The following is a 22,446-nucleotide window of genomic DNA, read 5'->3' as shown; positions in this document are numbered from 1 at the left end:
GGCGCGCGCTGAGCGGCACGCCGAGATCGCCGCCTGTTGCCGACTCCGCTACTCACTTGCGGTGGATAACCGGCGTACTCGGCGCGAAGGGGCGGGCTCGGTGCACGTTGCGGGATCGGGCGGACGCCGGGTTACCTGTGCAGGCGCTTCTTCAGAAGCTTCTGCTCCTTGCCGTGGACGGGGGAGTCGTCCGCGATGACATGGCCGCGCGACGCACGGTACGTGTCGACGATCGCGCCGATCGCGAGCGTTGCCGTGATTCCCCAGCTGATCCAGGCGAGGGCCTCGCGCCAGGTGAACTCACTGTCGCGGGCTCCGCGCAGCAGCGTGATGCCGCCGGTGATGGCGGAGATGATGCCCGTTCCGAACAGGTACTTGCGCATGGTCCCACGCTACCGAACGTCACCCGGGCCGCGCTCGCGGTTGACATTTCGCCGCCGGTGCCCGAAGCATCCGCCCGTTTTTCCGCCGCGCCGCCCGTTTTGTCGCCCCTGCGCAGCGTCCTCCCACCTCGGAACACCCCTTCCGCCGCGAAACACCTCGGGTCTGGGGTGCCTCGCCGCAAGAGGGGTGTTTCGGCGAAGGGGGCGGCGGACGGATGCCGGGGGCCGGACGCCGGCGCGGAACGGATGCGTCGCCGAGGTATGCCGACACGCCAGATACCCTGGAGGCAGCACGCATGCCCGTCCCGATGCTCGTGAGAGGCCCCCGTGACGACCGACCTGCCCGACCGCGCCGACTTCGTCGTCGTCGCAAATCGACTGCCCGTCGACCGCGCCGAGGACGGCGAGTGGCGGCGGTCGCCGGGTGGCCTCGTGACGGCCCTGGAGCCGATGATGCGGCGCGCGGACGGTGCGTGGGTGGGATGGCCGGGCCAGGCGGACCTGGAGCTCGAGCCCTTCGAGTTCGAGGGCACGCACCTCGTGCCGATCTCGCTCAGCGCCGACGACGTCGAGCTCTACTACGAGGGCTTCTCGAACGACACGATCTGGCCGCTCTACCACGACGTGATCGCCGCGCCCCGGTACAGCCGCCTCTGGTGGGAGTCCTACGTCCGCGTCAACCGGCGCTTCGCCGAGGCGACCGCGGCCGTCTCTGCCGAGGGGGCCACCGTCTGGGTGCAGGACTACCAACTGCAGCTCGTGCCCAAGATGCTGCGCGAGCTTCGCCCCGACCTGACGATCGGGTACTTCCACCACATCCCGTTCCCGGCGTACGGGCTGTACTCGCAGCTGCCCTGGCGCAAGCAGGTGCTCGAAGGGCTGCTCGGCGCGGATGTCATCGGGTTCCAGCGCGTCGCGGATGCCGGCAACTTCGCCCGCGCCGTGCGTCGTCAGCTGCGGTACGACACCAAGGCCTCGGGGATCTCGGTGCCCATGGGCGACGGCCGCACCCGGATCGCCCTCGCCAAGGCGTTCCCCATCTCGATCGACGCCGAGTCGTACGCCGAGCTGGCCCGCTCGCCCGAGGTCCAGGCGCGGGCCGCCGAGATCCGCGAGGGGCTCGGCAACCCGCGCAAGATCCTGCTCGGAGTCGACCGGCTCGACTACACCAAGGGCATCCGCCACCGCATGAAGGCGTTCGGCGAGCTCCTGACGGACGGCAAGCTCGACACCTCCGACGTCACGCTCGTGCAGGTCGCGAGCCCTAGTCGCGAGCGTGTCGTCGCGTATGCCCAGCTGCGCGACGAGATCGAGCTGACGGTCGGGCGCATCAACGGCACGTTCGACACGATGGGCCACACGGCCATCCGCTATCTGCACCACGGCTATCCGCGCGAAGAGATGGTCGCTCTTTTCCTCGCCGCCGATGTGATGCTCGTGACGGCCCTCCGCGACGGGATGAACCTCGTCGCCAAGGAATACGTCGCCTCGCGCATCGACAACCGCGGCGTGCTCGTGCTGAGCGAGTTCGCCGGGGCCGCGGATGAGCTCGGCAGCGCGCTGCAGATCAACCCGCACGACATCGAGGGGCTCAAGGAGTCGATCATGCGCGCCGTCGAGATGCCCGGCGCCGAGCAGGGACGCCGGATGCGGTCGCTGCGGCGTCGCGTGTTCGAGCACGACGTCGAGGCGTGGTCGCAGAGCTTCGTCGCCGCGCTGGATGCCGCGCGTCGACGCGACCGGGGCCCCGCCCCGAGAGAGGTTGCACCCGCATGAGCGAACGCGAACTGAACGATCTGCTCGGGCCGCTCGCCGCCACGGAGAAGCTGCTCGTCGCTCTCGACTTCGACGGCACGCTTGCGCCCCTGATCGACGAGCCGATGAAGGCTCGGGCGTTGCCGGCGTCCCAGGACGCGGTCGCCGATCTCGCCGCGCTTCCCGACACCTTCGTGGCATTCGTCTCGGGACGGATGCTCGCCGACCTGCGGGTGATCGGCGAGCACGACGACGAGTCGCCGGTGTATCTCGCGGGTTCGCATGGCGCCGAGTTCTGGTACCCGGCCTCCACTGCCACCCCTCAGCGTGAGGAGAGGACTTCGGCGGGGGAAGAGGACGCTGAGGTGGGACGAGTCCTCTCGCCGAGCCGAACTCCTCGTACCGAGCAGGCGGCGGAGCAGGGCGCCGAGCCGGACGACGTGGATGCCGACGCTGTGCGCGCCGTCGCCGACACCATCGTCGCCGACATCGAGGGCGCGTGGATCGAGCACAAGGCCCTGGGTTTCGCTCTCCACACGCGCTTGAGCACGGCCGAGGATGCCGCGCGGGCGACGCACGAGATCGACGCGCTCGTCGTCGAGCGGGCGCCGGGATGGCGGCGGCGCACGGGGCAGGACATCCTCGAGTTCTCGTCGAGCCACGCGGGGAAGGATGCCGCGATCGCCGCTCTGCGCGAGCAGACGGGTGCGACGGCCGTGTTCTTCGCGGGGGATGACGTCACGGACGAGGATGCGATCGCGCACCTGACCGAAGGCGACCTGGGCGTGCGCGTCGGGCCGGGGGAGACATCCGCCCGCGTGCGTGTCGCAGACGCCCAAGAACTCGCCGGAGTGTTGTGGACCCTGGCGCGGATGCGGGCGGCACAGCAGGAATAGACTCGGGGGATGGCTCCGTACGACCCTTCCGACAGTTCCCCCGTCGATATCAAGCCCCGCTCCCGGGTCGTCACCGACGGCATCGAAGCGACCACCTCGCGCGGAATGCTCCGCGGCGTGGGCATGGGCGACGCCGATTGGGAGAAGCCCCAGATCGGCATCGCGTCGAGCTGGAACGAGATCACCCCCTGCAACCTGAGCCTGGACCGCCTGGCTCAGGGCGCGAAGGAGGGCGTGCACGCCGGCGGCGGCTACCCGCTGCAGTTCGGCACGATCTCGGTATCCGACGGCATCTCGATGGGTCATGAGGGCATGCACTTCTCGCTCGTGTCGCGCGAGGTCATCGCCGACTCGGTCGAGACCGTCATGATGGCCGAGCGCCTCGACGGCAGTGTGCTGCTCGCGGGCTGCGACAAGTCGATCCCCGGGATGCTGATGGCCAGCGCCCGCCTCGACCTCTCGAGCGTCTTCCTCTACGCCGGGTCGATCGCACCGGGCTGGGTCAAGCTCAGCGACGGCACCGAGAAGGACATCACGATCATCGACTCGTTCGAGGCGGTCGGTGCCTGCCTGGCCGGCAAGATGAGCGAGGCCGACCTCAAGCGCATCGAGTGCGCCTTCGCGCCGGGCGAGGGTGCCTGTGGCGGCATGTACACGGCCAACACGATGGCGTCCGTCGCCGAGGCCCTCGGCCTCAGCCTGCCGGGTTCGGCCGCGCCGCCGTCGGCCGACCGCCGCCGCGACGCGTTCGCGCACCGCTCGGGCGAGGCCGTCGTGAACCTCCTGCGCCTGGGCATCACGACCCGCGACATCCTGACCAAAGAGGCGTTCGAGAACGCGATCGCGCTCGCGATGGCCCTCGGCGGTTCGACCAACGTCGTGCTGCACCTGCTCGCGATCGCGCGCGAGGCGGACGTCGACCTCAGCCTGCACGACTTCAACCGCATCGGCGACAAGGTTCCGCACGTCGCCGACATGAAGCCGTTCGGCCACTACGTCATGAACGACGTCGACCGACACGGGGGCATCCCCGTCGTCATGAAGGCGATGCTCGACGAGGGTCTGCTGCACGGCGACGCCCTCACGGTCACGGGCAAGACGCTCGCCGAGAACCTCGCCGAGCTGAACCCCGACCCCGTCGACGGAACCGTCATCCACACGTTCGACAACCCGATCCACGCGACCGGCGGCATCACGGTGCTGCACGGTTCGCTCGCTCCCGAGGGTGCGGTCGTCAAGACCGCCGGCTTCGACGCGAGCGTCTTCGAGGGCCCCGCGCGGGTGTTCGAGCGCGAGCGTGCCGCGATGGACGCGCTGGAAGAGGGATCGATCGCCCCGGGCAGCGTCCTGGTGATCCGTTACGAGGGCCCGAAGGGTGGCCCCGGAATGCGCGAGATGCTCGCGATCACCGCCGCCATCAAGGGAGCCGGGCTCGGAAAAGATGTACTACTCTTGACGGACGGACGATTCTCAGGCGGCACAACCGGCCTCTGCATCGGCCATATAGCACCCGAAGCGGTGGACGCAGGTCCCATCGCCTTCGTGCGCGATGGTGATCTGATACGGGTCGATATCGCAGCTCGCACTCTCGACCTACTCGTCGATGAGGCTGAGCTCAGCTCCCGCCGCTCTGGCTGGGAACCGCTGCCCCCGCGCTACACCCGAGGCGTTCTGGCCAAGTATTCCAAGCTCGTGCACTCCGCCGCGGAGGGCGCGGTCACGGGATAGCCCGCGTCCGAAGGATGCGGCGTTTCGTCGGTCCTCTGCCGGCGAATCATCACAGTCATTCCGATCGCAAGGATTCTCACCATGCCCGCCGAATCTGCCACGGCCATTCCCCGGCCGCCCGCTCGCACCGCGTCCGCGCCCGTGCTCACGGGTGCGGAGGCGGTCGTCCGCTCCCTCGAGCTGCTCGGCGTCACCGACGTCTTCGGGCTGCCCGGTGGAGCGATCCTGCCCGTCTACGACCCGCTCATGGACTCGACCGCCCTGCGCCACATCCTCGTGCGCCACGAACAGGGTGCCGGTCACGCTGCCGAGGGTTACGCCTCGGCATCCGGACGCATCGGCGTCGCCATCGCGACGTCGGGCCCGGGCGCGACCAACCTCGTCACGGCCATCGCCGACGCCTACATGGACTCGGTGCCGATCGTTTGCATCACGGGTCAGGTGTTCAGCACGCTGATGGGCACGGATGCGTTCCAGGAGGCCGACATCGTGGGTATCACGATGCCGATCACGAAGCACTCGATCCTGGTCAAGCGCGCGGAAGACATCCCGGCCGCGATCGCTTCGGCGTTCGAGATCGCGGGAACCGGTCGTCCCGGTCCCGTGCTGGTCGACATCACGAAGGACGCCCAGCAGAACGAGGCGCCGTTCATCTGGCCGCCGAAGATCGACCTGCCCGGCTACCGCCCGGTGACCAAGGCGCACGGCAAGCAGATCCAGGCTGCGGCGCAGCTGCTCGCCGCCGCCAAGAAGCCCGTGCTGTACGTCGGCGGCGGGGTGATCCGCTCCAAGGCGTCGGCCGAGCTGCTGCGTCTCGCCGAGGCGACGGGTGCGCCGGTCGTCACGACGCTGATGGCGCGCGGGGCATTCCCCGACTCGCACGAGCAGCAGCTGGGAATGCCCGGCATGCACGGCACGGTGCCCGCGGTGCTGGCGCTGCAAGAGGCCGACCTGCTCGTCTCGCTCGGCGCGCGCTTCGATGACCGCGTGACCGGCAAGGCCGCGCTCTTCGCCCCGAACGCCAAGGTCGTGCACGTCGACATCGACCCGGCCGAGATCGGCAAGATCCGCGCCGCCGATGTTCCCATCGTGGGTGATCTGCGCGACGTGCTCGTCGACCTCGAGGGCGCCTACGCCGCCGCGGCGGCCGAGGCGGAGCCCGACATCTCGGAGTGGTGGTCGTACCTCGACGGTCTGCGCGAAGAGTTCCCGCTCGGCTACGCGCCGACGACAGATGGCCTGATAGCGCCGCAGTACGTCATCCAGCGCATCGGCGAGCTGACCGGCCCCGAGGGCATCTACGCCTCGGGTGTGGGACAGCACCAGATGTGGTCGGCGCAGTTCATCAAGTACGAGCGTCCGAATGCGTGGCTGAACTCCGGCGGCGCCGGCACGATGGGCTACTCGGTGCCCGCCGCGATGGGCGCCAAGGTCGCCGAACCCGAGCGTGTCGTATGGGCGATCGACGGCGACGGATGCTTCCAGATGACCAATCAGGAGCTCGCGACCTGCACGATCAACAACATCCCGATCAAGGTCGCGATCATCAACAACTCCTCGCTCGGCATGGTGCGCCAGTGGCAGACGCTGTTCTACAACAGCCGCTACTCGCACACCGACCTGAACACGGGCCACGACAGCATCCGCGTGCCGGACTTCGTCAAGCTCGCCGAAGCCTACGGATGCCTCGCCATCCGCGTCGAGAAGGAAGAAGACGTGGACGCGGCGATCAAGCTGGCGCTCGAGACGAACGACCGCCCGGTCGTGATCGACTTCGTCGTGAGTGCCGACGCGATGGTGTGGCCGATGGTGCCGCAGGGCGTCAGCAACAGCTTCGTCCAGTACGCGCGAGAGCACTCGCCGGCGTTCGGACAGGAGGACTGACGATGAGCAAGCACGTATTGAGCCTCCTGGTCGAGGACAAGCCCGGTCTTCTGACCCGTGTCGCGGGGCTCTTCGCCCGCCGCGGCTTCAACATCGAATCCCTCGCCGTGGGAGTCACCGAGGTGCCGGGTCTGTCGCGCATCACGGTCGTCGTCGACGTCGAAGAACTCCCGCTCGAACAGGTCACCAAACAGCTCAACAAGCTGATCAACGTGATCAAGATCGTCGAGCTCGACTTCGCGACCTCCGTTCAGCGCGAGCACATGCTCGTCAAGGTACGCGCCGACAACGCGACGCGTTCGAACGTGATCGAGGTCGTGAACCTGTTCCGTGCCTCGGTCGTGGACTACTCGATCGACGCCCTCGTCATCGAGGTGACGGGCGATCACGGCAAGATCGATGCGTTCCTGCGTGCCGTCGAACCGTTCGGCGTGAAAGAGCTGGCGCAATCCGGCCTGCTCGCCATCGGTCGCGGTGGTAAGAGCATCACCGAGCGCGTCCTGCGCGGCTGACCCGCGACGTCCGACTTCACAAAACCCGCAAACAAGGAGAACCACACGAACATGGCCGAGATCTTCTACGACTCCGACGCCGATCTTTCGCTCATCCAGGGCAAGAAGGTCGCGATCGTCGGCTACGGCTCGCAGGGACACGCGCACGCCCAGAACCTGCGCGACTCCGGTGTCGAGGTCGTCATCGCGCTCAAGGAGGGGTCGAAGTCGGCTCCCAAGGCCGAGGAAGACGGATTCCCCGTCAAGTCGGTCGCCGAGGCCGCCGAGTGGGCCGACCTCATCATGATCCTCGCGCCCGACCAGCACCAGCGCGGCATCTACAAGAACGAGATCGCCCCGCACCTGAGCGCGGGCAAGACCCTCGCGTTCGCGCACGGCTTCAACATCCGCTTCGGCTACATCGACGCCCCCGAGGGCGTCGACGTGATCCTGGTCGCGCCCAAGGCGCCGGGTCACACGGTGCGTCGCGAGTTCGTCGCGGGTCGCGGCATCCCCGACATCATCGCCGTCGAGCAGGATGCCTCGGGCCAGGCTTGGGACATCGCCAAGTCGTACGCCAAGGCCATCGGCGGCACCCGCGCCGGCGTCATCAAGACGACCTTCACGGAAGAGACCGAGACCGACCTGTTCGGTGAGCAGGCCGTGCTCTGCGGTGGCGTCTCGCAGCTCGTCCAGTACGGTTTCGAGACCCTGACCGAGGCCGGCTACCAGCCGCAGATCGCGTACTTCGAGGTACTGCACGAGCTCAAGCTCATCGTCGACCTCATGTGGGAGGGCGGCATCGCCAAGCAGCGCTGGTCGGTCTCCGACACCGCCGAGTACGGCGACTACGTCTCGGGACCGCGCGTCATCGACCCGCACGTCAAGGAGAACATGAAGGCCGTTCTCGGTGACATCCAGTCGGGCGCGTTCGCCGAGCGCTTCATCGCCGACCAGGACGCCGGAGCCCCCGAGTTCCTCGCACTGCGCGAGAAGGGTGCCCAGCACCCGATCGAAGAGGTCGGTCGCGAACTGCGCGCCCTCTTCGCGTGGAAGCAGCAGGACGCCGATTACACCGAGGGCAGCGCCGCGCGCTGACCTCGCTCTCTGAGCCGAGCACGCTCGGATTCCAGACCAGTCGTCCCACCAGGCTCGGCTGAGCCCGGCCGTCACACCCCCGCAACCCGGGGTGTGACGGCCGGGCCTTTTCGTGTGTGCGCAATGCGCTGTTCACGCCGCACGCACCGGACGGATGCGGGGCGTTCAGCCGCGACCGCCACGCTCGGGGCGTGCTCCGCCTGGCGAAACGCCGCTCCGCTCACCTGTCCGCTCTCGCGCTCGGTCTCGGCGTCCTGACGCTGTCGGTGGGGGCGGTCACTCCCGCGGCGTCGGCGCGGGAAGCATCCGCCGTGCCGGCACCCGCGACATCCGCGGGTCGCGTCGTGATCTCCGAGGTCGCTGCGGGGTCGTCACGGTCGGACGCGGACAGCTTCTTCGAGCTGCGGAACATCGACGATCACGCGATCGATCTGACCGGGTGGCAGGTGTTCCGCTGTTCCGCACAGGGGCTGCGGTCCAACTACTCGCGGCCCGAGTCCGATCTCACGGGGGTCGTGCTCGAGCCAGGGGCCATCGCGACCGTCACACGCATCGGCGTGGAGCTCGGGGGAGCGCAACCCGACGGGCTCTTCACGCAGCAGTATGCGCCCACCGGGTTCGGCCTGATCCTCACGAACGCCTCGGGCGAGACCGCCGACGCGATCGCGGTGTACCCGACCGAACCGTGGCCGACCGAGAGCGAGTGCAGTGAGAACGGCAACGTCCCCGCATCCCTCGCGTTCGCCCTCGACGAGTCCTGGCAGCGGGTGCGCGACACGGGCGATGTCGCCGTCGATTTCGTGCGCGCCGACGCGACACCCGGGACGTCGGACCTCGGGCGTGTGACGAGCCCGAGCGGGGTCGTGGTGATCGACGAGATCGCCGCGGCCGGACCGGCGGGGTCGGACGACGATCTGATCGAGCTGAGTAACCCGGGAGCGGAGAGCGTCGATCTGTCGGGGTGGACGCTGTATCGCTGCGCGCGTGACGGCACCCTGTCGGACGCCACGGCCCAGGTGGTCTTCCCCGCGCGCACGACCCTCGCGGCGGGCGAGCGACTGGTCGTGAGCAGCCGGGGCGAGGGCGACGCGACCGCGGCCTTCACATCCCGGACGTCGCTCGCGGACACAGTGTCGGGGACATTGCTGGTGGATGCCTCGGGTCGGCGCGTCGACGGTGTCTCGGTCTCGAATCATCCGGACACCGCGTGCCAGACGGGTGACGAGAAGCTGGCGTCCGTGCTGGACTACCGCGGCGGCGAGAGCTGGCAACGCCACCCCGCGACCGGCGAGTGGCTGATCGCCACGCGCACCCCGGGACACCCCAACGCGCGCACCGATACGCGCCTTGCCGGCCAGACCGTGACCTACCCGGCGACGCCGTCCGTTGCGATCAGCGAGATCGCGACCGACCCCCTGATCGACCCCGCCGGCGCCGATGCCGCGGGAACCGAGACGACACGGCACCACCTCGTCGAACTCGGCAACTATGGCAGGCGTGCCGTCGACATCGGCGGGTGGCGCCTGGTGGCGTGCGGCGACGACGGCTTTCGGGAACCCGACGACTTGGTCGTGATCGAGCCGGGCACCCGCATCGAGCCGGGGGGAACGTGGGTCGCGGCGCTCGAGGGAACGGATGCCGCGGGCACAGCCCAGGCGCGGTTCACGGCCGAGTTGGACTTCCGCGGCGCGGGCGTCTGGGTAGAGGACGCCTCGGGCGTGCGCGTCGACAGCGTCGGGATCTTCCACGCCAACGAGATGGACCACTCGATCGAGCGGTACAGCCCGTGCACGAAGGGCATGCCGCTTTCGACATTCGTGGTCGACCGGATCGCCGGAGAGACGTGGCAGCGCGCCCGGTTCACCGGTACCGACGCCGACGACTTCGTGCACGCGGGTGCGACGCCCGGCTCGCTCGACGAGCGTCCCTGGATCGAGACGGGCGAGCTCACGCCCGCCGCCGCCGGGAGGATCGCCGCCGTGCGGACCGAGACCCGGATCGCGGCCGTGTCGTCCCGTGCCGCGGAGAGCGTTGCGCCGAGCGCGCTCACGGGCGACGCGGCGACGATTATCGAGGCATTCGCCGGATCGAGCGAAGACGGCCCGCTGACGCAGCGGAGCGCGCCCAACGAGCAGCGCGTCGTCGACCCGGCACTCGTGGCCGGCCGCGACGATGCGTGGGCCTATCCCTATGTGCGTCTGCGCGTCGCGATGCCCGAGGCATCCGCCGTCGTCTCGTGGGCGGGCTCCGCGACGGGTGCGGCGCCCGTGCGCCTGTCGGTGTGGGTGCCGCGGGCGGGCACCTGGCGGAGCCTCGACGAGGCCGAGGCGGCACGTGAGGGCGGCACACACGAGATCGTGCTGTCGGGTGAGGTGCGCCCCGGTGAGGTTTCGGCGGGCGTGGCCGAGATCCTCGTGCAGGTCGTCCCGGCGCGTGCCGCGACGGACCGCACGGGCTTCGCCGATCCGGAGGACTACGACCTGGCGGTCAGCCACATCACCGACACGCAGTACCTCTCGGAGGCGTACCCCGAGGTGTACGCCGAGCAGCTCGCGTGGATCCGGGCCTCCGAGGAAGCGCGCAAGATCTCGTTCGTCGCGCACACCGGCGACCTGATCCAGAACTGGGTCGACCCCGACCAGCAGCAGCCCCGTGCCCGGCGCGAGTACGAGGTGGCGTCGACGACGCAGGCAACGCTCGACGCAGCGGGCATTGCGAACAGCGTTCTGCCGGGCAATCACGACAACAAGCGGGGCGTGACGAACGACCTGTTCAACGAGTACTTCGGACCCGACCGGTACGCCGGTTCGCCCTGGTACGGCGGATCGATCGCGCCCGACGACAACAGCGCCAACTTCACCCTGTTCGAGCGGGCGGGCGCCCGGTTCCTGGTGCTCTCGCTGCCCTACGGCTACGCGGAGCGCGAGCTCGCGTGGGCGGAAGAGGTCGTGTCGCAGAATCCGGATCGCAACGTCATCGTGGCGACGCACGAGCACCTGTCGGCGACGGGCCAGGACAACCCGCCCTCTCGTTCGTCCAGTTCGCGCTGGCTGTCACGGGCCGATGAGCTCTGGACGCGGGTCGTCGCCCCCCACCGGAACGTCGTGCTCGTCCTCGCGGGGCACTTCCACGGCCTCTCGCGCATCGACACCGCGGATGCCGGTGGTATCGCCGGGCACGCGGTCACCGAGCTCCTCGCCGACTACCAGGAGTTCCGCACGCACACGGGTGAGCGGGCGACGGGCTTCCAGCGCCTTCTGCAGATCGATCTGGCGGGCGGGACCGTGCAGGTGGACACGTTCTCGGCCACGCTCGGCGAGCACGCGAGCTTCCCCTACGACTACGAACAGGCCGTCGCCGACAACGGGCACGACACGTCCGGATCGAACGCCCGTCCCTGGCGCATCCTCGACCACGGACTGCAGAACCGGTACACCGCCGCGGACGACGACTTCTCGGTGCGTCTGTCGTTCCAGTTCGACAAGGCCGTGCAGACGTCGGCCGTGATGATCTCGGCGCGCTGAGCGGTTCCCTGTCGAGCGGTCGTGCGTCGCCTACCGTGAGTGGATGCGCTTCTTCGACCGCGACCCGAACCGCGCCCCTCGTCGGGCGAGAGGCGTTCTCGCCCGACTCGTGCTGACCATGGCGCTCGTCGTCGGTCTGGGAGCGGGCGGAGCGGTCACTCCGGCCGCGGCGTACGACGAGGACACGATCGTCGCACTCGCGAACGACGCGCGAGCGCAGAACGGGCTCGGCGGTCTGGTTCGGAACGGCTCGCTCGACGCCGTCGCGCTCACCTGGGCGAATCAGATGGCCGCGAACGGCTCGATCTCGCACAACCCCGCCTATGGCTCCCAGATCCCGGGCGGGTGGCGCGCCGCTGGCGAGAACGTCGCCCAGGGCTACGGGAGCGGGGCGGGCTTCCACAGCGGATGGATGGGATCGGCGCCGCACCGCGCCAATATCCTCGGCGACTTCACCGACATCGGCACGGCGCTCATCGAGGCGAACGGCACCACCTGGGCCGTTCAGGTCTTCGCGAATTACCCGGGCAGCGGACTGCCCGCGCCGGCCCCGCCCGCTCCCGCGCCCGCGGCCCCCGAGCAGGCCCCGGCAGCTCCCGCCCCGGCGACCCCGGCCGATCCAGCAGCCGACGCCGCAGCGGCAGCTGCTGCTGCCGACGCCGCTGCTGCCGAAGCCGCGGAGGCTGCCGCCGCTGCGGCCGAGTCCGCGGCGACCGCCACGCCTTCGCCCGCGCCCTCGGCCCGGCACGCAATGACCTCCGCCCCGACGCCCGGACCCCAGGCATCCGAGTCGTCCCCGATTTCGGGCCCTGCGCCGTGGATCGGCGCGGGAGTGCTCCTGCTCGTGCTCGCGAGCGCCGTTCTTGCGTGGTTCGTCGCGCGGTTGCTCGTGCGGCGCGGCCGACGTCGTGCTGCCGGTCCTCACGTCTGACTCTCGCGCTGGTCGTGAGCCCCGCAGAAACGGGTCGTCGCCGGGCTACTCTGGGGACATGCCGCGACGCGACGAAGACGCCCTGAGCTGGGACGGCGACGACGACCCCACGCTCGAAACGGGAGTGCCGGCAGCGCCGGATGACGACGCCGCCCCGGTGCCGCCCGCATCGCTGCCCGAGGGATGGACCCCGCTCGGTCGGGGGAGCGAGTCGGTGACGCACTCCGGACCGACCGCGTCCAGCACCCCGCCGCCCCTGGCGCCGCCTCCGCCGGTCGCACCGTCCGCGGGCGCCGGAGACGGACCCTCCGCCGCGACGTCGACGTCGACGGCGTCGGTGACGTCCGGGACGACGGAAGAGTCCGCGGCATCCGAAACGTCCGTCGCCACGGCGGACGAGCCCGAACCCGAGGGCCTCGGCACAGCGGCCCTCGTCTCGATCGGTGTGCTCGGCGGCGTATACCTGCTGTTCGCGATCGGCTGGCTCGTCGGCGGACTGCGTCTGCAGGGCCGGTATCAGGTGCTCGTGACCGATTCGATGTACCAGGGTGCGCTCTGGCTCGCGACGGCCGCGCCGCTGATCTGGTTCGCGACGACGATCTTCGCCACGCGCAAGACCCGCGCGTGGGTGCGCTGGCTCTGGCTGTCGATCGGGGTTCTGCTGCTCATCCCGTGGCCCTTCCTCATGATCGGAGCCGTGGGACGATGACGGATGCCTCGATCCGCGTCACGCGGACGCCCACCTGGATTCTGGTCGCGATCGGCGGCTTTTTCGCGCTGTTCTACGCCTACGCGCTGTGGCAGGCGGTCGGGAATACGATTCAGGCCGCCCAGATCGGTCTCAACGCGCTCGGTTGGTTCATCTGGATCTTCGCGATCCTGTTCCCCGTCCTCGCGTTCGCTGTGTCGTTCGCCCTCAGCTACCGGTGCGGCGCAGCGGTCTATGCGCTCGTGCTGCTGACCGGGCTCGGGCTCGTCGCGGTCTTCTGGCTCAACGTGATCGCCTACACGAGCCTGAACACGAGCGCCGTGGTCGGCTGAGGCACCCGCGCTCCGTCACGCGCGATCGAGCACCGTCACGCGCGATCGAGCACCGTCAAGCGATCGAGCACCGTCACGCGCGATCGAGCACCATCAAGCGGCGTCACGCGCACGGAGCGCGTGCCGGGAGCCGATAGGCTTTTTCTCGCCTCGCCCCGTTGTCTTGCAGGCGTGCGGCGCGGCCCACAAGACTCCCGCGCGCGAGCACGGGGTCGAAGAACCGCCACGCGCTCGCGCGCGGACATCACCGCACGCGAGCGCGCAACACAGCGCAACACGAAGGAACACCGTGACGAAGCCCGTCGTCCTGCTCGCCGAAGAACTCTCGCCCGCCACCGTCGACGCGCTCGGTCCCGAGTTCGATATCCGCCGCGTGGATGGGACGGATCGTCCCGCACTGCTCGCCGCCCTCGCCGACGCGAGCGCCGTGCTGATCCGCTCGGCGACGAACATCGACGCCGAGGCACTCGCCGCGGCCCCCGTGCTGAAGGTCGTCGCGCGTGCCGGGGTCGGACTCGATAACGTCGACATCAAGGCCGCCACCGCCGCCGGTGTCATGGTCGTGAACGCGCCCACCTCGAACATCGTGTCGGCCGCCGAACTCACCGTCGGCCACATCCTGAGCCTGGCCCGCAACATCCCCGCGGCGCACGCCTCGCTCGCGGAGGGTCAGTGGAAGCGCAGCAGCTTCACCGGCACCGAGCTGTACGAGAAGACCGTCGGGATCATCGGCCTCGGACGCATCGGCGCGCTGATCGCGGCCCGTCTGCAGGCCTTCGACATGCGCGTCGTCGCATACGACCCGTATGTCACGCCCGCGCGTGCCCAGCAGCTGCACGTCGAGCTCCTGCCGTTCGAAGAGCTGCTGCGCACGAGCGACTTCGTCACGATCCACATGCCGAAGACGCCTGAAACGACGGGCATGATCGGCGACGCCGAACTTGCGCTGATGAAGGACACCGCCTACGTCGTCAACGTCGCTCGCGGGGGACTGATCGACGAAGACGCCCTGCACCGCGCCCTCTCGGCCAACATCATCGCGGGCGCCGGGCTCGACGTGTTCGTCGACGAGCCCCCGAAGAACTCCCCGCTGCTCGCGCTGCCGAACGTCGTCGTGACCCCGCACCTCGGTGCCTCGACGGACGAGGCTCAGGAGAAGGCGGGTGTCTCGGTCGCGCGTTCGGTCAAGCTCGCGCTCGAGGGCGATCTGGTTCCGGATGCGGTCAACGTGGCGGGTGGCGTGATCGATCCGTTCGTCCGGCCCGGTATCGCGCTCGTCGAGAAACTCGGCCAGGTGTTCAGCGGGCTCGCGCACGCGGCGCTGACGAGCCTCGACATCGACGTGCGCGGCGAGCTCGCGGCCTACGACGTGAGCGTCTACCGCCTCGCGGCCCTCAAGGGGATCTTCACGAGCATCGTCAGCGAGAACGTCTCGTACGTCAACGCACCCCTGTTCGCCGAGCAGCGCGGTATCGAGACGCGCCTGCTCGTCGACCCGGTCAGCGAGGATTACCGCAACGTCACGACCCTGCGCGGCACCCTGAGCGACGGCACCGTCCTGACGGTCGCCGGAACCCTCTCGGGCACTCGCATGGTCGAGAAGATCGTCGGCATCAACGGGTACGAGATCGAGGTTCCGATCGCGAAGCACCACATCGTGATGCTCTACACGGACCGCCCGGGGATCGTCGCGATCTACGGCCAGAAGTTCGGCGATGCGGGCATCAACATCGCAGGGCTCCAGGTCGCCCGCAGTCAGCGCGGAGCGCAGCTTTCGGTGCTCACGCTCGACTCGCGCGTCCCGGACGAGCTGCTCGACGAGGTGCGCGAGGCGATCCAGGCCGACCTGCTCGTGCAGCTGGAGATCACCGAGGCCTAGTTCGCCCGGATCGACCCTCCGCGAGACGCGTCTCGACTCGTCGCCGCGTTCGGGCCTCCGGCATCGGTTCGTCGTCACGCGTTGGTGCAGAGGTTAGCGATGGCTGCGTCGATCCGTGGCGCGGATGCGCGGGTGTGTAGCCATCGTGTTGCGCGAGACCCCGCGAGGGAGGGGGAGATCAGAGACCGGCGGATGTCTCGACCAGGGCGATCAGCGCATCCATCTCCGCGCCGCGGGGGACCGGGCCCGGGATGTTCCCGCCCGCGAGGGCGTTGTTGAAGTAGAGCCCGTCGCTGACGAGCATGACCAGGTCGAGTGCCGCGGCATTCCGTGTGTGCGGTCGCAGTGCGTCACCCCAGCGCTCGCGCACGAGGCGTAGGGCGGCGCTCGCCGAGACGTTGCCGCCCTGGGCGAGGCGTGAGGTGGCGAGGATCGCTCGATCGAGGGGGTCGTTCTCCATGACGGAGTTGCGCAGGAAATAGGCGATGGGGCCTTCCGCCGCGGTCGTCATGGCCGTGATGTCGTCGGTGACCAGGGCGTCGAGCCGGTCGATGACACCGGACTCCAGGGCGTCCTTCGATCCGAAGTGGTAGAGCAGCCCACCCTTCGAGACCCCGGCGGCGCGCGCCGTGGCATCCATCGTCGCGGCGCGCTCGCCCTCGTCGATCAGGATCGCCTCGAAAGCGTCGAGCACGCTTTCTCGGGCCCGCGGGGGTCGACTCATGCGCTCGATCGTACCCAGTGGTCGCCCAGCGAAATATCGCGCATGTCTGTTACTATACCGGCTGGACGGTTTACTTACGGAACGGATCATGGCTACACAGATTTCGGCGTCGAAGCACGCTGGCACGACTCCGCTGGCGACGAGCGGCAAGGCAGGACCCCGCGCGTGGGCCGCGCTCGCGGTGCTCATGCTGCCCGTGCTGCTCGTCTCGGTCGACAACACGGTGCTGAGTTTCGCGCTGCCGCAGATCGCGCTGCACCTCGAGCCGACGAGCGCTCAGCAGCTCTGGATCGTCGACGCCTATCCGCTAGTCCTCGCCGGCCTCCTCGTCACGATGGGCTCGCTCGGCGACCGCTTCGGGCGCCGACGGCTGCTGCTGATCGGGGCAACCGGATTCGGTGTGCTCTCGATCGCCGCCGCCTTCGCCCCCTCGGCGGAATTGCTCATCGCCGCCCGTGTCGGCCTCGGCTTCTTCGGCGCGATGCTCATGCCCGCGACGCTGTCGTTGCTGCGCACCATCTTCCGCGACCGCGAACAGCGTCGCCTCGCAATCGCCGTCTGGGCCGCGGGATTCAGCGCCGGGATGGCGTTGGGCCCGATCGTCGGCGGGTTCCTGCTCGAGCACTTCGCGTGGGGCTCCGTGTTCCTGCTCGCCGTGCCCGTGCTGCTGCCGTTGCTCGTGCTCGCGCCGATCCTCGTGCCGGAGAGCCGGGACCCCCACCCGGGCCGCATCGACATCCTGAGCATCGTCCTGTCGCTCGGCGCGATGGTTCCGTTCGTCGCGGCCATCAAGTCGCTCGCGGTCGACGGTTTCACGGGCCCGGCCCTGCCCCTCGTCGGGCTCGGTGTGCTGGTCGGTGTGCTGTTCGTGCGTCGTCAGCTGCGACTCGAGACCCCGCTGCTCGACATGTCGCTGTTCCGCCGCGGCGGATTCAGCGGCGCGATCCTGGTGAACCTGCTGAGTGTCGTCGCCCTCGTCGGCTTCCTGTACTTCGTCGCGCAGCACCTGCAGCTCGTCCTGGGGCTCAGCCCGATGGACGCCGGCATCGCGCTGCTTCCCGGCCTCGCTGCCATGATCGTGGCAGGTCTCGGTGTCGTGCCGCTGGCGCGTCGCCTCGCGCCGCGCGTGCTGGTTCCCGCCGCCCTCGGGCTCTCGGTCCTGGGGTACCTGATCGTCGCGCTGACGGCGGGGGATGGCTCGCTCGCCATGCTCATCGTCGCCTTCATGTCGCTCGGCGCCGGTGTCGGCATGGCCGAGACCGTCTCGAACGAGCTGATCCTCTGGAACGCTCCTTCCGCAAAAGCGGGCGCGGCATCCGCCGTCTCCGAGACGGCCTACGAACTCGGCGCGGTGCTCGGCACGGCGATCATGGGAGGCATCCTGACGGCGTATTACCGCGCCAACCTGCTGCTGCCCCCGGGGCTCACGCAGGACGCGGCGGATGCCTCGCGCGAGACGCTTGCCGGCGCGATGGCCGCCGCTCAGGACCTTCCCCATGCGATCGGTGAGTCGCTGCGCAGCGCCGCCGCGCACGCGTTCGACGGGGGAGTCGTCATCACCTCGCTGATCGGGGCACTGCTGATCGTGATCGCCGCGGTGATCGCGGCCACTACCCTGGGAGCATCCCGTCCCTCTGCACCCCAGGAGCAATCGAGCAATGTCGCGCGTCGTGAAGCTGGCACTCATACCCGGTGACGGGATCGGACCCGAGGTCGTCGCCGAGGCCGAGAAGGTCCTCGACGCGGCCGTCGAGAAGACGGATGTCTCGTTCGAGAAGACGCGATTCTCGCTCGGCGCCGCGCGGTTCCTCGAGACCGGCGACACCCTGACCGACGACGACCTGGCGAGCATCGCGTCGCACGACGCGATCCTGCTGGGCGCCGTCGGGGGAGTGCCGGGCGACCCGCGGCTGAAGAACGCCAACATCGAGCGTGGGCTGCTGCTGAAGCTGAGGTTCGAGCTCGACCACTACGTCAACCTCCGCCCCTCGAAGCTGTACCCGAGCGTCCCGGGGCCGCTGTCCGACGCGGGCGAGATCGACTTCGTCGTCGTCCGCGAGGGCACCGAGGGTCCCTACGTGGGCAACGGCGGGTCGCTGCGCACCGGCACACCGCACGAGGTCGCGACCGAGGTGTCCGTCAACACCGCGTTCGGCATCGAACGGGTCGTCCGGTACGCGTTCGACCTGGCCGAAAAGCGCGCGAAGAAGGTCACCTGGGTGCACAAGACGAATGTGCTCGTCTACGCCGGGTCGATTTGGCAGAGAATCGTCGCCGATGTGGCGGCGGAGCATCCGGATGTCGCCGTAGACTATCTGCACGTCGATGCGGCAACGATCTTCTTGGTCACAAACCCGTCCCGCTTCGACGTGATCGTCACCGACAACCTCTTCGGCGACATCCTGACCGACCTGGCCGGTGCGATCACCGGCGGCATCGGTCTCGCCGCCTCCGGAAACATCAATCCGGACGGCGCGTTCCCGTCGATGTTCGAGCCCGTCCACGGATCGGCGCCCGACATCGCGGGGCAGCAGAAGGCCGACCCGACGGCGGCGATCCTCTCCGTCGCCCTGCTGCTCGAGCACCTCGGACTCCCCGAGGCGGCCGACCGCGTGACCCGCGCGGTCGAGGCCGACATCGCGGACCGTGACGGCGGCTCCCGCACGACAAGCGCCATCGGCGACGCGATCACAGCTCGGCTGTAGCCTGAGAACTTCGGGATACCCGGCCGGCTTCGCGATGTCGCTCTGGTGATGACGCGCCGCCCCATCTTCGATCGGCAGGACTGACATGACCCTTATCGACAACCCCGGCACGGGGAGCGACCGCGACGCCGGACTCGCGCCCCTGCAGTTCCTCGTCTCGCGGAACCTCCAGGCCAAGAGCGCCGAGCAGCGCTCGAAGATTCTCGAGAATCCGGGCTTCGGCGTGCACTTCACCGACCACATGGTCGACATCTGCTGGTCGGTCGGCGGCGGCTGGCACCGTCCGCGCGTCCAGCCCTACGGTCCGATCAGCCTCGACCCGGCCGCCGCCGTGCTGCACTACGGCCAGGAGGTCTTCGAGGGCATCAAGGCGTACCGGCACGCGGATGGCTCGATCCACACGTTCCGGCCCGACCAGAACGGTCGTCGGCTGCAGCGCTCTGCCCGTCGGCTCGCTCTGCCGGAGCTGCCGGTGTCGTACTTCGTCCAGTCGCTCGAGGAGCTCATCAAGGTCGACGGCGCCTGGGTTCCGGATGCCCCCGACCAGAGCCTGTACCTGCGCCCGTTCATGTTCGCGAAGGAGGCGTTCCTGGGTGTTCGGCCCGCGAACAAGGTCAACTACTACGTGATCGCCTCGCCCGCCGGCGCGTACTTCACGGGCGGCGTGAAGCCGGTCACGATCTGGCTGTCGGAGGACTACGCGCGCGCGGGCAAGGGCGGCACGGGCGCGGCCAAGACCGGCGGCAACTACGCCGCGAGTCTGCTGCCGCAGTCCGAGGCGTACGAGAACGGCTGCGACCAGGTCGTGTTCCTCGACTCCGACGGCAACGTCGAAGAGCTCGGCGGTATGAACATCGTGTTCGTGTACAAAGACGGCACGGTCGTGACCCCGATGTCGGATTCGATCCTCGAGGGCATCACCCGCGACTCGATCCTGCAGCTCGCCGAAGACCGGGGCCACAAGGTTCAGGGTCGCGCGGTGTCGCTCGCCGAATGGCGTGAGGGCGTGGCATCCGGAGACATCGTCGAGGTGTTCGCCTGCGGCACGGCCGCCGTCGTCACGCCGATCGGCGGGCTCAAGGGCCGCACCTTCTTCGATGAGCAGCCGACCGGATCGCTCGCGCTGTCGCTGCGCGAAGAGCTGACCGACATCCAGTACGGCCGCCGCGAGGACAAGCACGGCTGGATGCTGCGCCTCGACGCCTGAACGGCAAACCGTCGACAGTAGGCTGATCGGGTGAAGATCGTACGGTTCAGCCACGAAGAGTCCATCCGCTACGGCATCGTCGACGAGGCCGAACTGGTCGTGCTCGAGGGTGACCCGATGTTCGCCGGATTCGGTACGACGGGCGAGCGCGTGCCGCTCGGCGAGGTATCGCTGCTCGCGCCCGTGATCCCCCGCTCGAAGGTCGTGTGCGTCGGCAAGAACTACCACGACCATGCCGCCGAGATGGGTGGGGAGGCTCCCGCGGAGCCCCTGCTGTTCCTCAAGCCGAACACCTCCGTGATCGGGCCCGGCGACGCGATCGTGCGGCCGCCCCAGTCTTCGCGCACGGACTTCGAGGGTGAGCTGGCGGTCGTGATCGGGCGCATCGCCAAGAATGTGCCCGCGGCATCCGCTCTCGACTACGTCTTCGGCTACACGCTCGGCAACGACGTGACCGCCCGCGACCTGCAGAAGAGCGACGGGCAGTGGACGCGCGCGAAGGGGTTCGACACGTTCTGCCCGCTCGGGCCCGCGATCGAGACCGACTTCGATCCAGCCGAGGCGACGATCCAGACGCGTGTGAACGGCGAGGTCAAGCAGAGCGCGCCACTGACCGACATGATCCACTCGGTCCCCGACATCATCGCCTACGCCTCGGCCGTGTTCACGCTGCTGCCGGGCGACGTGATCCTGACGGGCACGCCGGCCGGCATCGGCCCGGTCGTCGCCGGTGATGTCGTCGAGGTCGAGATCGCGGGCCTCGGCGTGCTGCGCAACCCCGTTCGCGACGCGTAGGTCGCCGTGACATCCGAGGCGGGCGCCACGCTCCCCACCGATATCGGTGCCGTCCAACGCCGCACGGTCCTCGTGCTCGCGTCGGGTCAGGTTCTCGGGGGACTGGCGCTCGGCGCAACGATCTCGCTCGGCGCGCTGCTCGCGGCGGACATCTCGGGCGACGATGCGCTGTCCGGCCTCGCAACCGCGTCGCTGACGCTCGGCTCGGCCGCCCTCGCGGTGCCCCTCGCGGCACTCGCGCGGCGTCGGGGCCGCCGCATCGCGCTGTCGTCGGGCATGCTGATCGCGCTCGCGGGCGTCGCGGTCGTCATCGCGGCGGCATCGCTCCGGCTGTTTCCGCTGCTGCTCGTGGGATTCGTGCTGATCGGGTCGGGCACCGCCGCCAACCTGCAGTCGCGGTTCGCCGCAGCGGACCTGGCGACGGACGCGACGCGCGGTCGGGACCTGTCACTCGTCGTCTGGGCGACGACGATCGGCGCGGTGCTCGGTCCGAACCTCGTCGGCCCCGGGGAGGCGATCGGCGCGGCCCTCGGGATGCCGACGCTCACCGGCCCGTACGTCTTCACGATCGGGGCGCAGCTGCTCGCGATCGCGCTGTATCTGCTCGCGCTGCGGCCCGACCCGTTGCTGCTCGCGGCGCGGCTGCGCGACGCGGTGTCGAAGGATGCGCGGACCCGGGCCGTGATGCATCCGGATCGTCCCCGCGTTGCGCGCTTCGCGATCTTCGCCGTCGCCGCGAGTCACGGCGTGATGGTCGCGGTCATGGCGATGACGCCCGTGCATCTGCTCCACCATGGCGCGACGCTGACCGTGATCGGGCTGACGATCAGCCTGCACATCGCCGGCATGTACGCGCTCAGCCCCGTGTTCGGCCTGTTGGCCGACCGGCTCGGCCGACTGCAGACGATCGCGGTCGGGCAGGCTCTGCTGCTGGCATCGCTGCTCACGGCGTGGCTGTGGTCGGAAGTGTCGGCGGCGGTGACCGTTTCGCTGATCCTGCTCGGGCTCGGCTGGAGCGCCGCGACCGTCGCGGGGTCGGCGCTGCTGACCGAGGCGACCGCGGAGCCGCTGCGCACCCGCAGGCAGGGTCGGAGCGACTTGGCGATGAACCTCGTCGGTGCCGCGGGCGCGGTCGGCGCGGGCGTCGTGCTGGGCTGGGTCGGCTACAGCGGGCTCGCGCTCGTGGCGATCGTCGCGGTCGTGGCCGTCGTCGCCGGACTCGGGGTGGTGTGGCGGGAGTCGCGGCGCGCGACCTGAGCCTGGGCATCCGATCTGCTCTGCTCGTGTGAGCGGCGGTTCGCGTGCTCGTGCGGGTGGTCCTTCGCGGCATCCGGTCGTCGCGGGTGCGCGGCGGGCCGCGTGCACGACGTCGCTTATCTGCTCGGCGCGCGGCGGGTGGGCCCGG

18 protein-coding genes are annotated in these 22,446 nt (G+C 69.4%); 16 read left to right on the top strand and 2 right to left on the bottom strand.

Annotated elements, in window-relative coordinates:
* Positions 1-131: 131 nt before the first annotated feature.
* On the bottom strand, positions 132-383 hold the full coding sequence (locus tag C2868_RS08780) for a hypothetical protein (protein ID WP_100810513.1): 252 nt from the start codon (positions 381-383) through the stop codon (positions 132-134).
* Positions 384-710: 327 nt separating this feature from the next.
* Between C2868_RS08780 and C2868_RS08775 the strand changes: the two genes are divergently transcribed.
* The 11 genes from C2868_RS08775 (at position 711) to serA (ending at position 15,610) form a co-directional block, all read left to right on the top strand.
* The gene (locus tag C2868_RS08775; RefSeq protein ID WP_232711156.1) at positions 711-2,159 is read left to right on the top strand and encodes a trehalose-6-phosphate synthase; all 1,449 of its coding nucleotides are present in this window, start codon (positions 711-713) and stop codon (positions 2,157-2,159) included.
* Positions 2,156-3,034 carry a trehalose-phosphatase gene (locus C2868_RS08770; protein WP_100810514.1) on the top strand — a complete coding sequence of 293 codons (879 nt, stop codon included), beginning with the start codon at positions 2,156-2,158 and terminating at the stop codon, positions 3,032-3,034. The genes C2868_RS08775 and C2868_RS08770 overlap by 4 nt, the downstream gene beginning before the upstream one ends.
* A 9-nt stretch (positions 3,035-3,043) precedes the next feature.
* Positions 3,044-4,762, top strand: coding sequence for a dihydroxy-acid dehydratase (ilvD, locus tag C2868_RS08765; RefSeq protein WP_100810515.1), 1,719 nt, complete (start codon positions 3,044-3,046; stop codon positions 4,760-4,762).
* A gap of 81 nt (positions 4,763-4,843) precedes the next feature.
* Entirely contained in the window at positions 4,844-6,646 is a 1,803-nt protein-coding gene (locus tag C2868_RS08760) for an acetolactate synthase large subunit (protein ID WP_103663175.1), read from the top strand.
* A 2-nt stretch (positions 6,647-6,648) separates the two neighbouring features.
* Positions 6,649-7,158, top strand: a complete 510-nt coding sequence (ilvN, locus tag C2868_RS08755; RefSeq protein ID WP_100810516.1) for an acetolactate synthase small subunit — start codon at positions 6,649-6,651, stop codon at positions 7,156-7,158.
* Between the two features lie 51 nt (positions 7,159-7,209).
* A complete protein-coding gene (gene ilvC / locus C2868_RS08750) occupies positions 7,210-8,235 on the top strand; it encodes a ketol-acid reductoisomerase (protein ID WP_100810517.1) in 1,026 nt (341 codons plus the stop codon).
* A gap of 191 nt (positions 8,236-8,426) precedes the next feature.
* The gene (locus C2868_RS08745) at positions 8,427-11,759 is read left to right on the top strand and encodes a lamin tail domain-containing protein (protein ID WP_181003406.1); all 3,333 of its coding nucleotides are present in this window, start codon (positions 8,427-8,429) and stop codon (positions 11,757-11,759) included.
* A gap of 43 nt (positions 11,760-11,802) precedes the next feature.
* Positions 11,803-12,690, top strand: a complete 888-nt coding sequence (locus tag C2868_RS08740) for a CAP domain-containing protein (RefSeq protein WP_100810519.1) — start codon at positions 11,803-11,805, stop codon at positions 12,688-12,690.
* Positions 12,691-12,748: 58 nt separating this feature from the next.
* Positions 12,749-13,399, top strand: a complete 651-nt coding sequence (locus C2868_RS08735) for a DNA polymerase III subunit gamma/tau (RefSeq protein WP_100810520.1) — start codon at positions 12,749-12,751, stop codon at positions 13,397-13,399.
* On the top strand, positions 13,396-13,731 hold the full coding sequence (locus C2868_RS08730) for a bacitracin resistance protein (protein WP_100810521.1): 336 nt from the start codon (positions 13,396-13,398) through the stop codon (positions 13,729-13,731). Before C2868_RS08735 ends, C2868_RS08730 begins: the two co-directional genes overlap by 4 nt.
* 289 nt (positions 13,732-14,020) lie before the next feature.
* On the top strand, positions 14,021-15,610 hold the full coding sequence (serA, locus tag C2868_RS08725) for a phosphoglycerate dehydrogenase (RefSeq protein WP_100810522.1): 1,590 nt from the start codon (positions 14,021-14,023) through the stop codon (positions 15,608-15,610).
* A gap of 178 nt (positions 15,611-15,788) precedes the next feature.
* Here the strand turns inward: serA and C2868_RS08720 are convergent, their stop codons facing one another.
* On the bottom strand, positions 15,789-16,334 hold the full coding sequence (locus tag C2868_RS08720) for a TetR/AcrR family transcriptional regulator (protein ID WP_100810523.1): 546 nt from the start codon (positions 16,332-16,334) through the stop codon (positions 15,789-15,791).
* Between the two features lie 88 nt (positions 16,335-16,422).
* Here C2868_RS08720 and C2868_RS08715 point away from each other — a divergent pair, with 88 nt between their 5' ends.
* From C2868_RS08715 to C2868_RS08695, 5 genes are all read left to right on the top strand, one after another.
* Positions 16,423-18,030: an MFS transporter gene (locus C2868_RS08715; protein WP_100810524.1), complete on the top strand. Its 1,608-nt coding sequence runs from the start codon at positions 16,423-16,425 to the stop codon at positions 18,028-18,030.
* A complete protein-coding gene (locus C2868_RS08710) occupies positions 17,993-19,039 on the top strand; it encodes a 3-isopropylmalate dehydrogenase (RefSeq protein ID WP_100810525.1) in 1,047 nt (348 codons plus the stop codon). Before C2868_RS08715 ends, C2868_RS08710 begins: the two co-directional genes overlap by 38 nt.
* An 85-nt stretch (positions 19,040-19,124) precedes the next feature.
* Positions 19,125-20,246 (top strand): branched-chain amino acid aminotransferase, encoded by a 1,122-nt coding sequence (locus C2868_RS08705; RefSeq protein WP_100810526.1) that lies wholly within the window; start codon positions 19,125-19,127, stop codon positions 20,244-20,246.
* Positions 20,247-20,276: 30 nt separating this feature from the next.
* A complete protein-coding gene (locus C2868_RS08700) occupies positions 20,277-21,041 on the top strand; it encodes a fumarylacetoacetate hydrolase family protein (protein WP_100810527.1) in 765 nt (254 codons plus the stop codon).
* A 6-nt stretch (positions 21,042-21,047) separates the two neighbouring features.
* The gene (locus tag C2868_RS08695; RefSeq protein ID WP_100810528.1) at positions 21,048-22,298 is read left to right on the top strand and encodes an MFS transporter; all 1,251 of its coding nucleotides are present in this window, start codon (positions 21,048-21,050) and stop codon (positions 22,296-22,298) included.
* Positions 22,299-22,446 lie beyond the last annotated feature (148 nt).

This window comes from Microbacterium sp. CJ77, from assembly GCF_002911615.1.
GTDB lineage: Bacteria > Actinomycetota > Actinomycetes > Actinomycetales > Microbacteriaceae > Microbacterium.
Note: the sequence above shows the minus strand (reverse complement) of the source record. Positions and strands in the feature narration are given on the sequence as shown.

Coding starts and splice junctions, on each gene's coding strand:
- C2868_RS08780 (WP_100810513.1), bottom strand. CDS start 383: ATGCGCAAGTACCTGTTCGGAACGGGCATCATCTCCGCCATCACCGGC.
- C2868_RS08770 (WP_100810514.1), top strand. CDS start 2,156: ATGAGCGAACGCGAACTGAACGATCTGCTCGGGCCGCTCGCCGCCACG.
- ilvD (WP_100810515.1), top strand. CDS start 3,044: ATGGCTCCGTACGACCCTTCCGACAGTTCCCCCGTCGATATCAAGCCC.
- C2868_RS08760 (WP_103663175.1), top strand. CDS start 4,844: ATGCCCGCCGAATCTGCCACGGCCATTCCCCGGCCGCCCGCTCGCACC.
- ilvN (WP_100810516.1), top strand. CDS start 6,649: ATGAGCAAGCACGTATTGAGCCTCCTGGTCGAGGACAAGCCCGGTCTT.
- ilvC (WP_100810517.1), top strand. CDS start 7,210: ATGGCCGAGATCTTCTACGACTCCGACGCCGATCTTTCGCTCATCCAG.
- C2868_RS08740 (WP_100810519.1), top strand. CDS start 11,803: ATGCGCTTCTTCGACCGCGACCCGAACCGCGCCCCTCGTCGGGCGAGA.
- C2868_RS08735 (WP_100810520.1), top strand. CDS start 12,749: ATGCCGCGACGCGACGAAGACGCCCTGAGCTGGGACGGCGACGACGAC.
- C2868_RS08730 (WP_100810521.1), top strand. CDS start 13,396: ATGACGGATGCCTCGATCCGCGTCACGCGGACGCCCACCTGGATTCTG.
- C2868_RS08720 (WP_100810523.1), bottom strand. CDS start 16,334: ATGAGTCGACCCCCGCGGGCCCGAGAAAGCGTGCTCGACGCTTTCGAG.
- C2868_RS08715 (WP_100810524.1), top strand. CDS start 16,423: ATGGCTACACAGATTTCGGCGTCGAAGCACGCTGGCACGACTCCGCTG.
- C2868_RS08710 (WP_100810525.1), top strand. CDS start 17,993: ATGTCGCGCGTCGTGAAGCTGGCACTCATACCCGGTGACGGGATCGGA.
- C2868_RS08705 (WP_100810526.1), top strand. CDS start 19,125: ATGACCCTTATCGACAACCCCGGCACGGGGAGCGACCGCGACGCCGGA.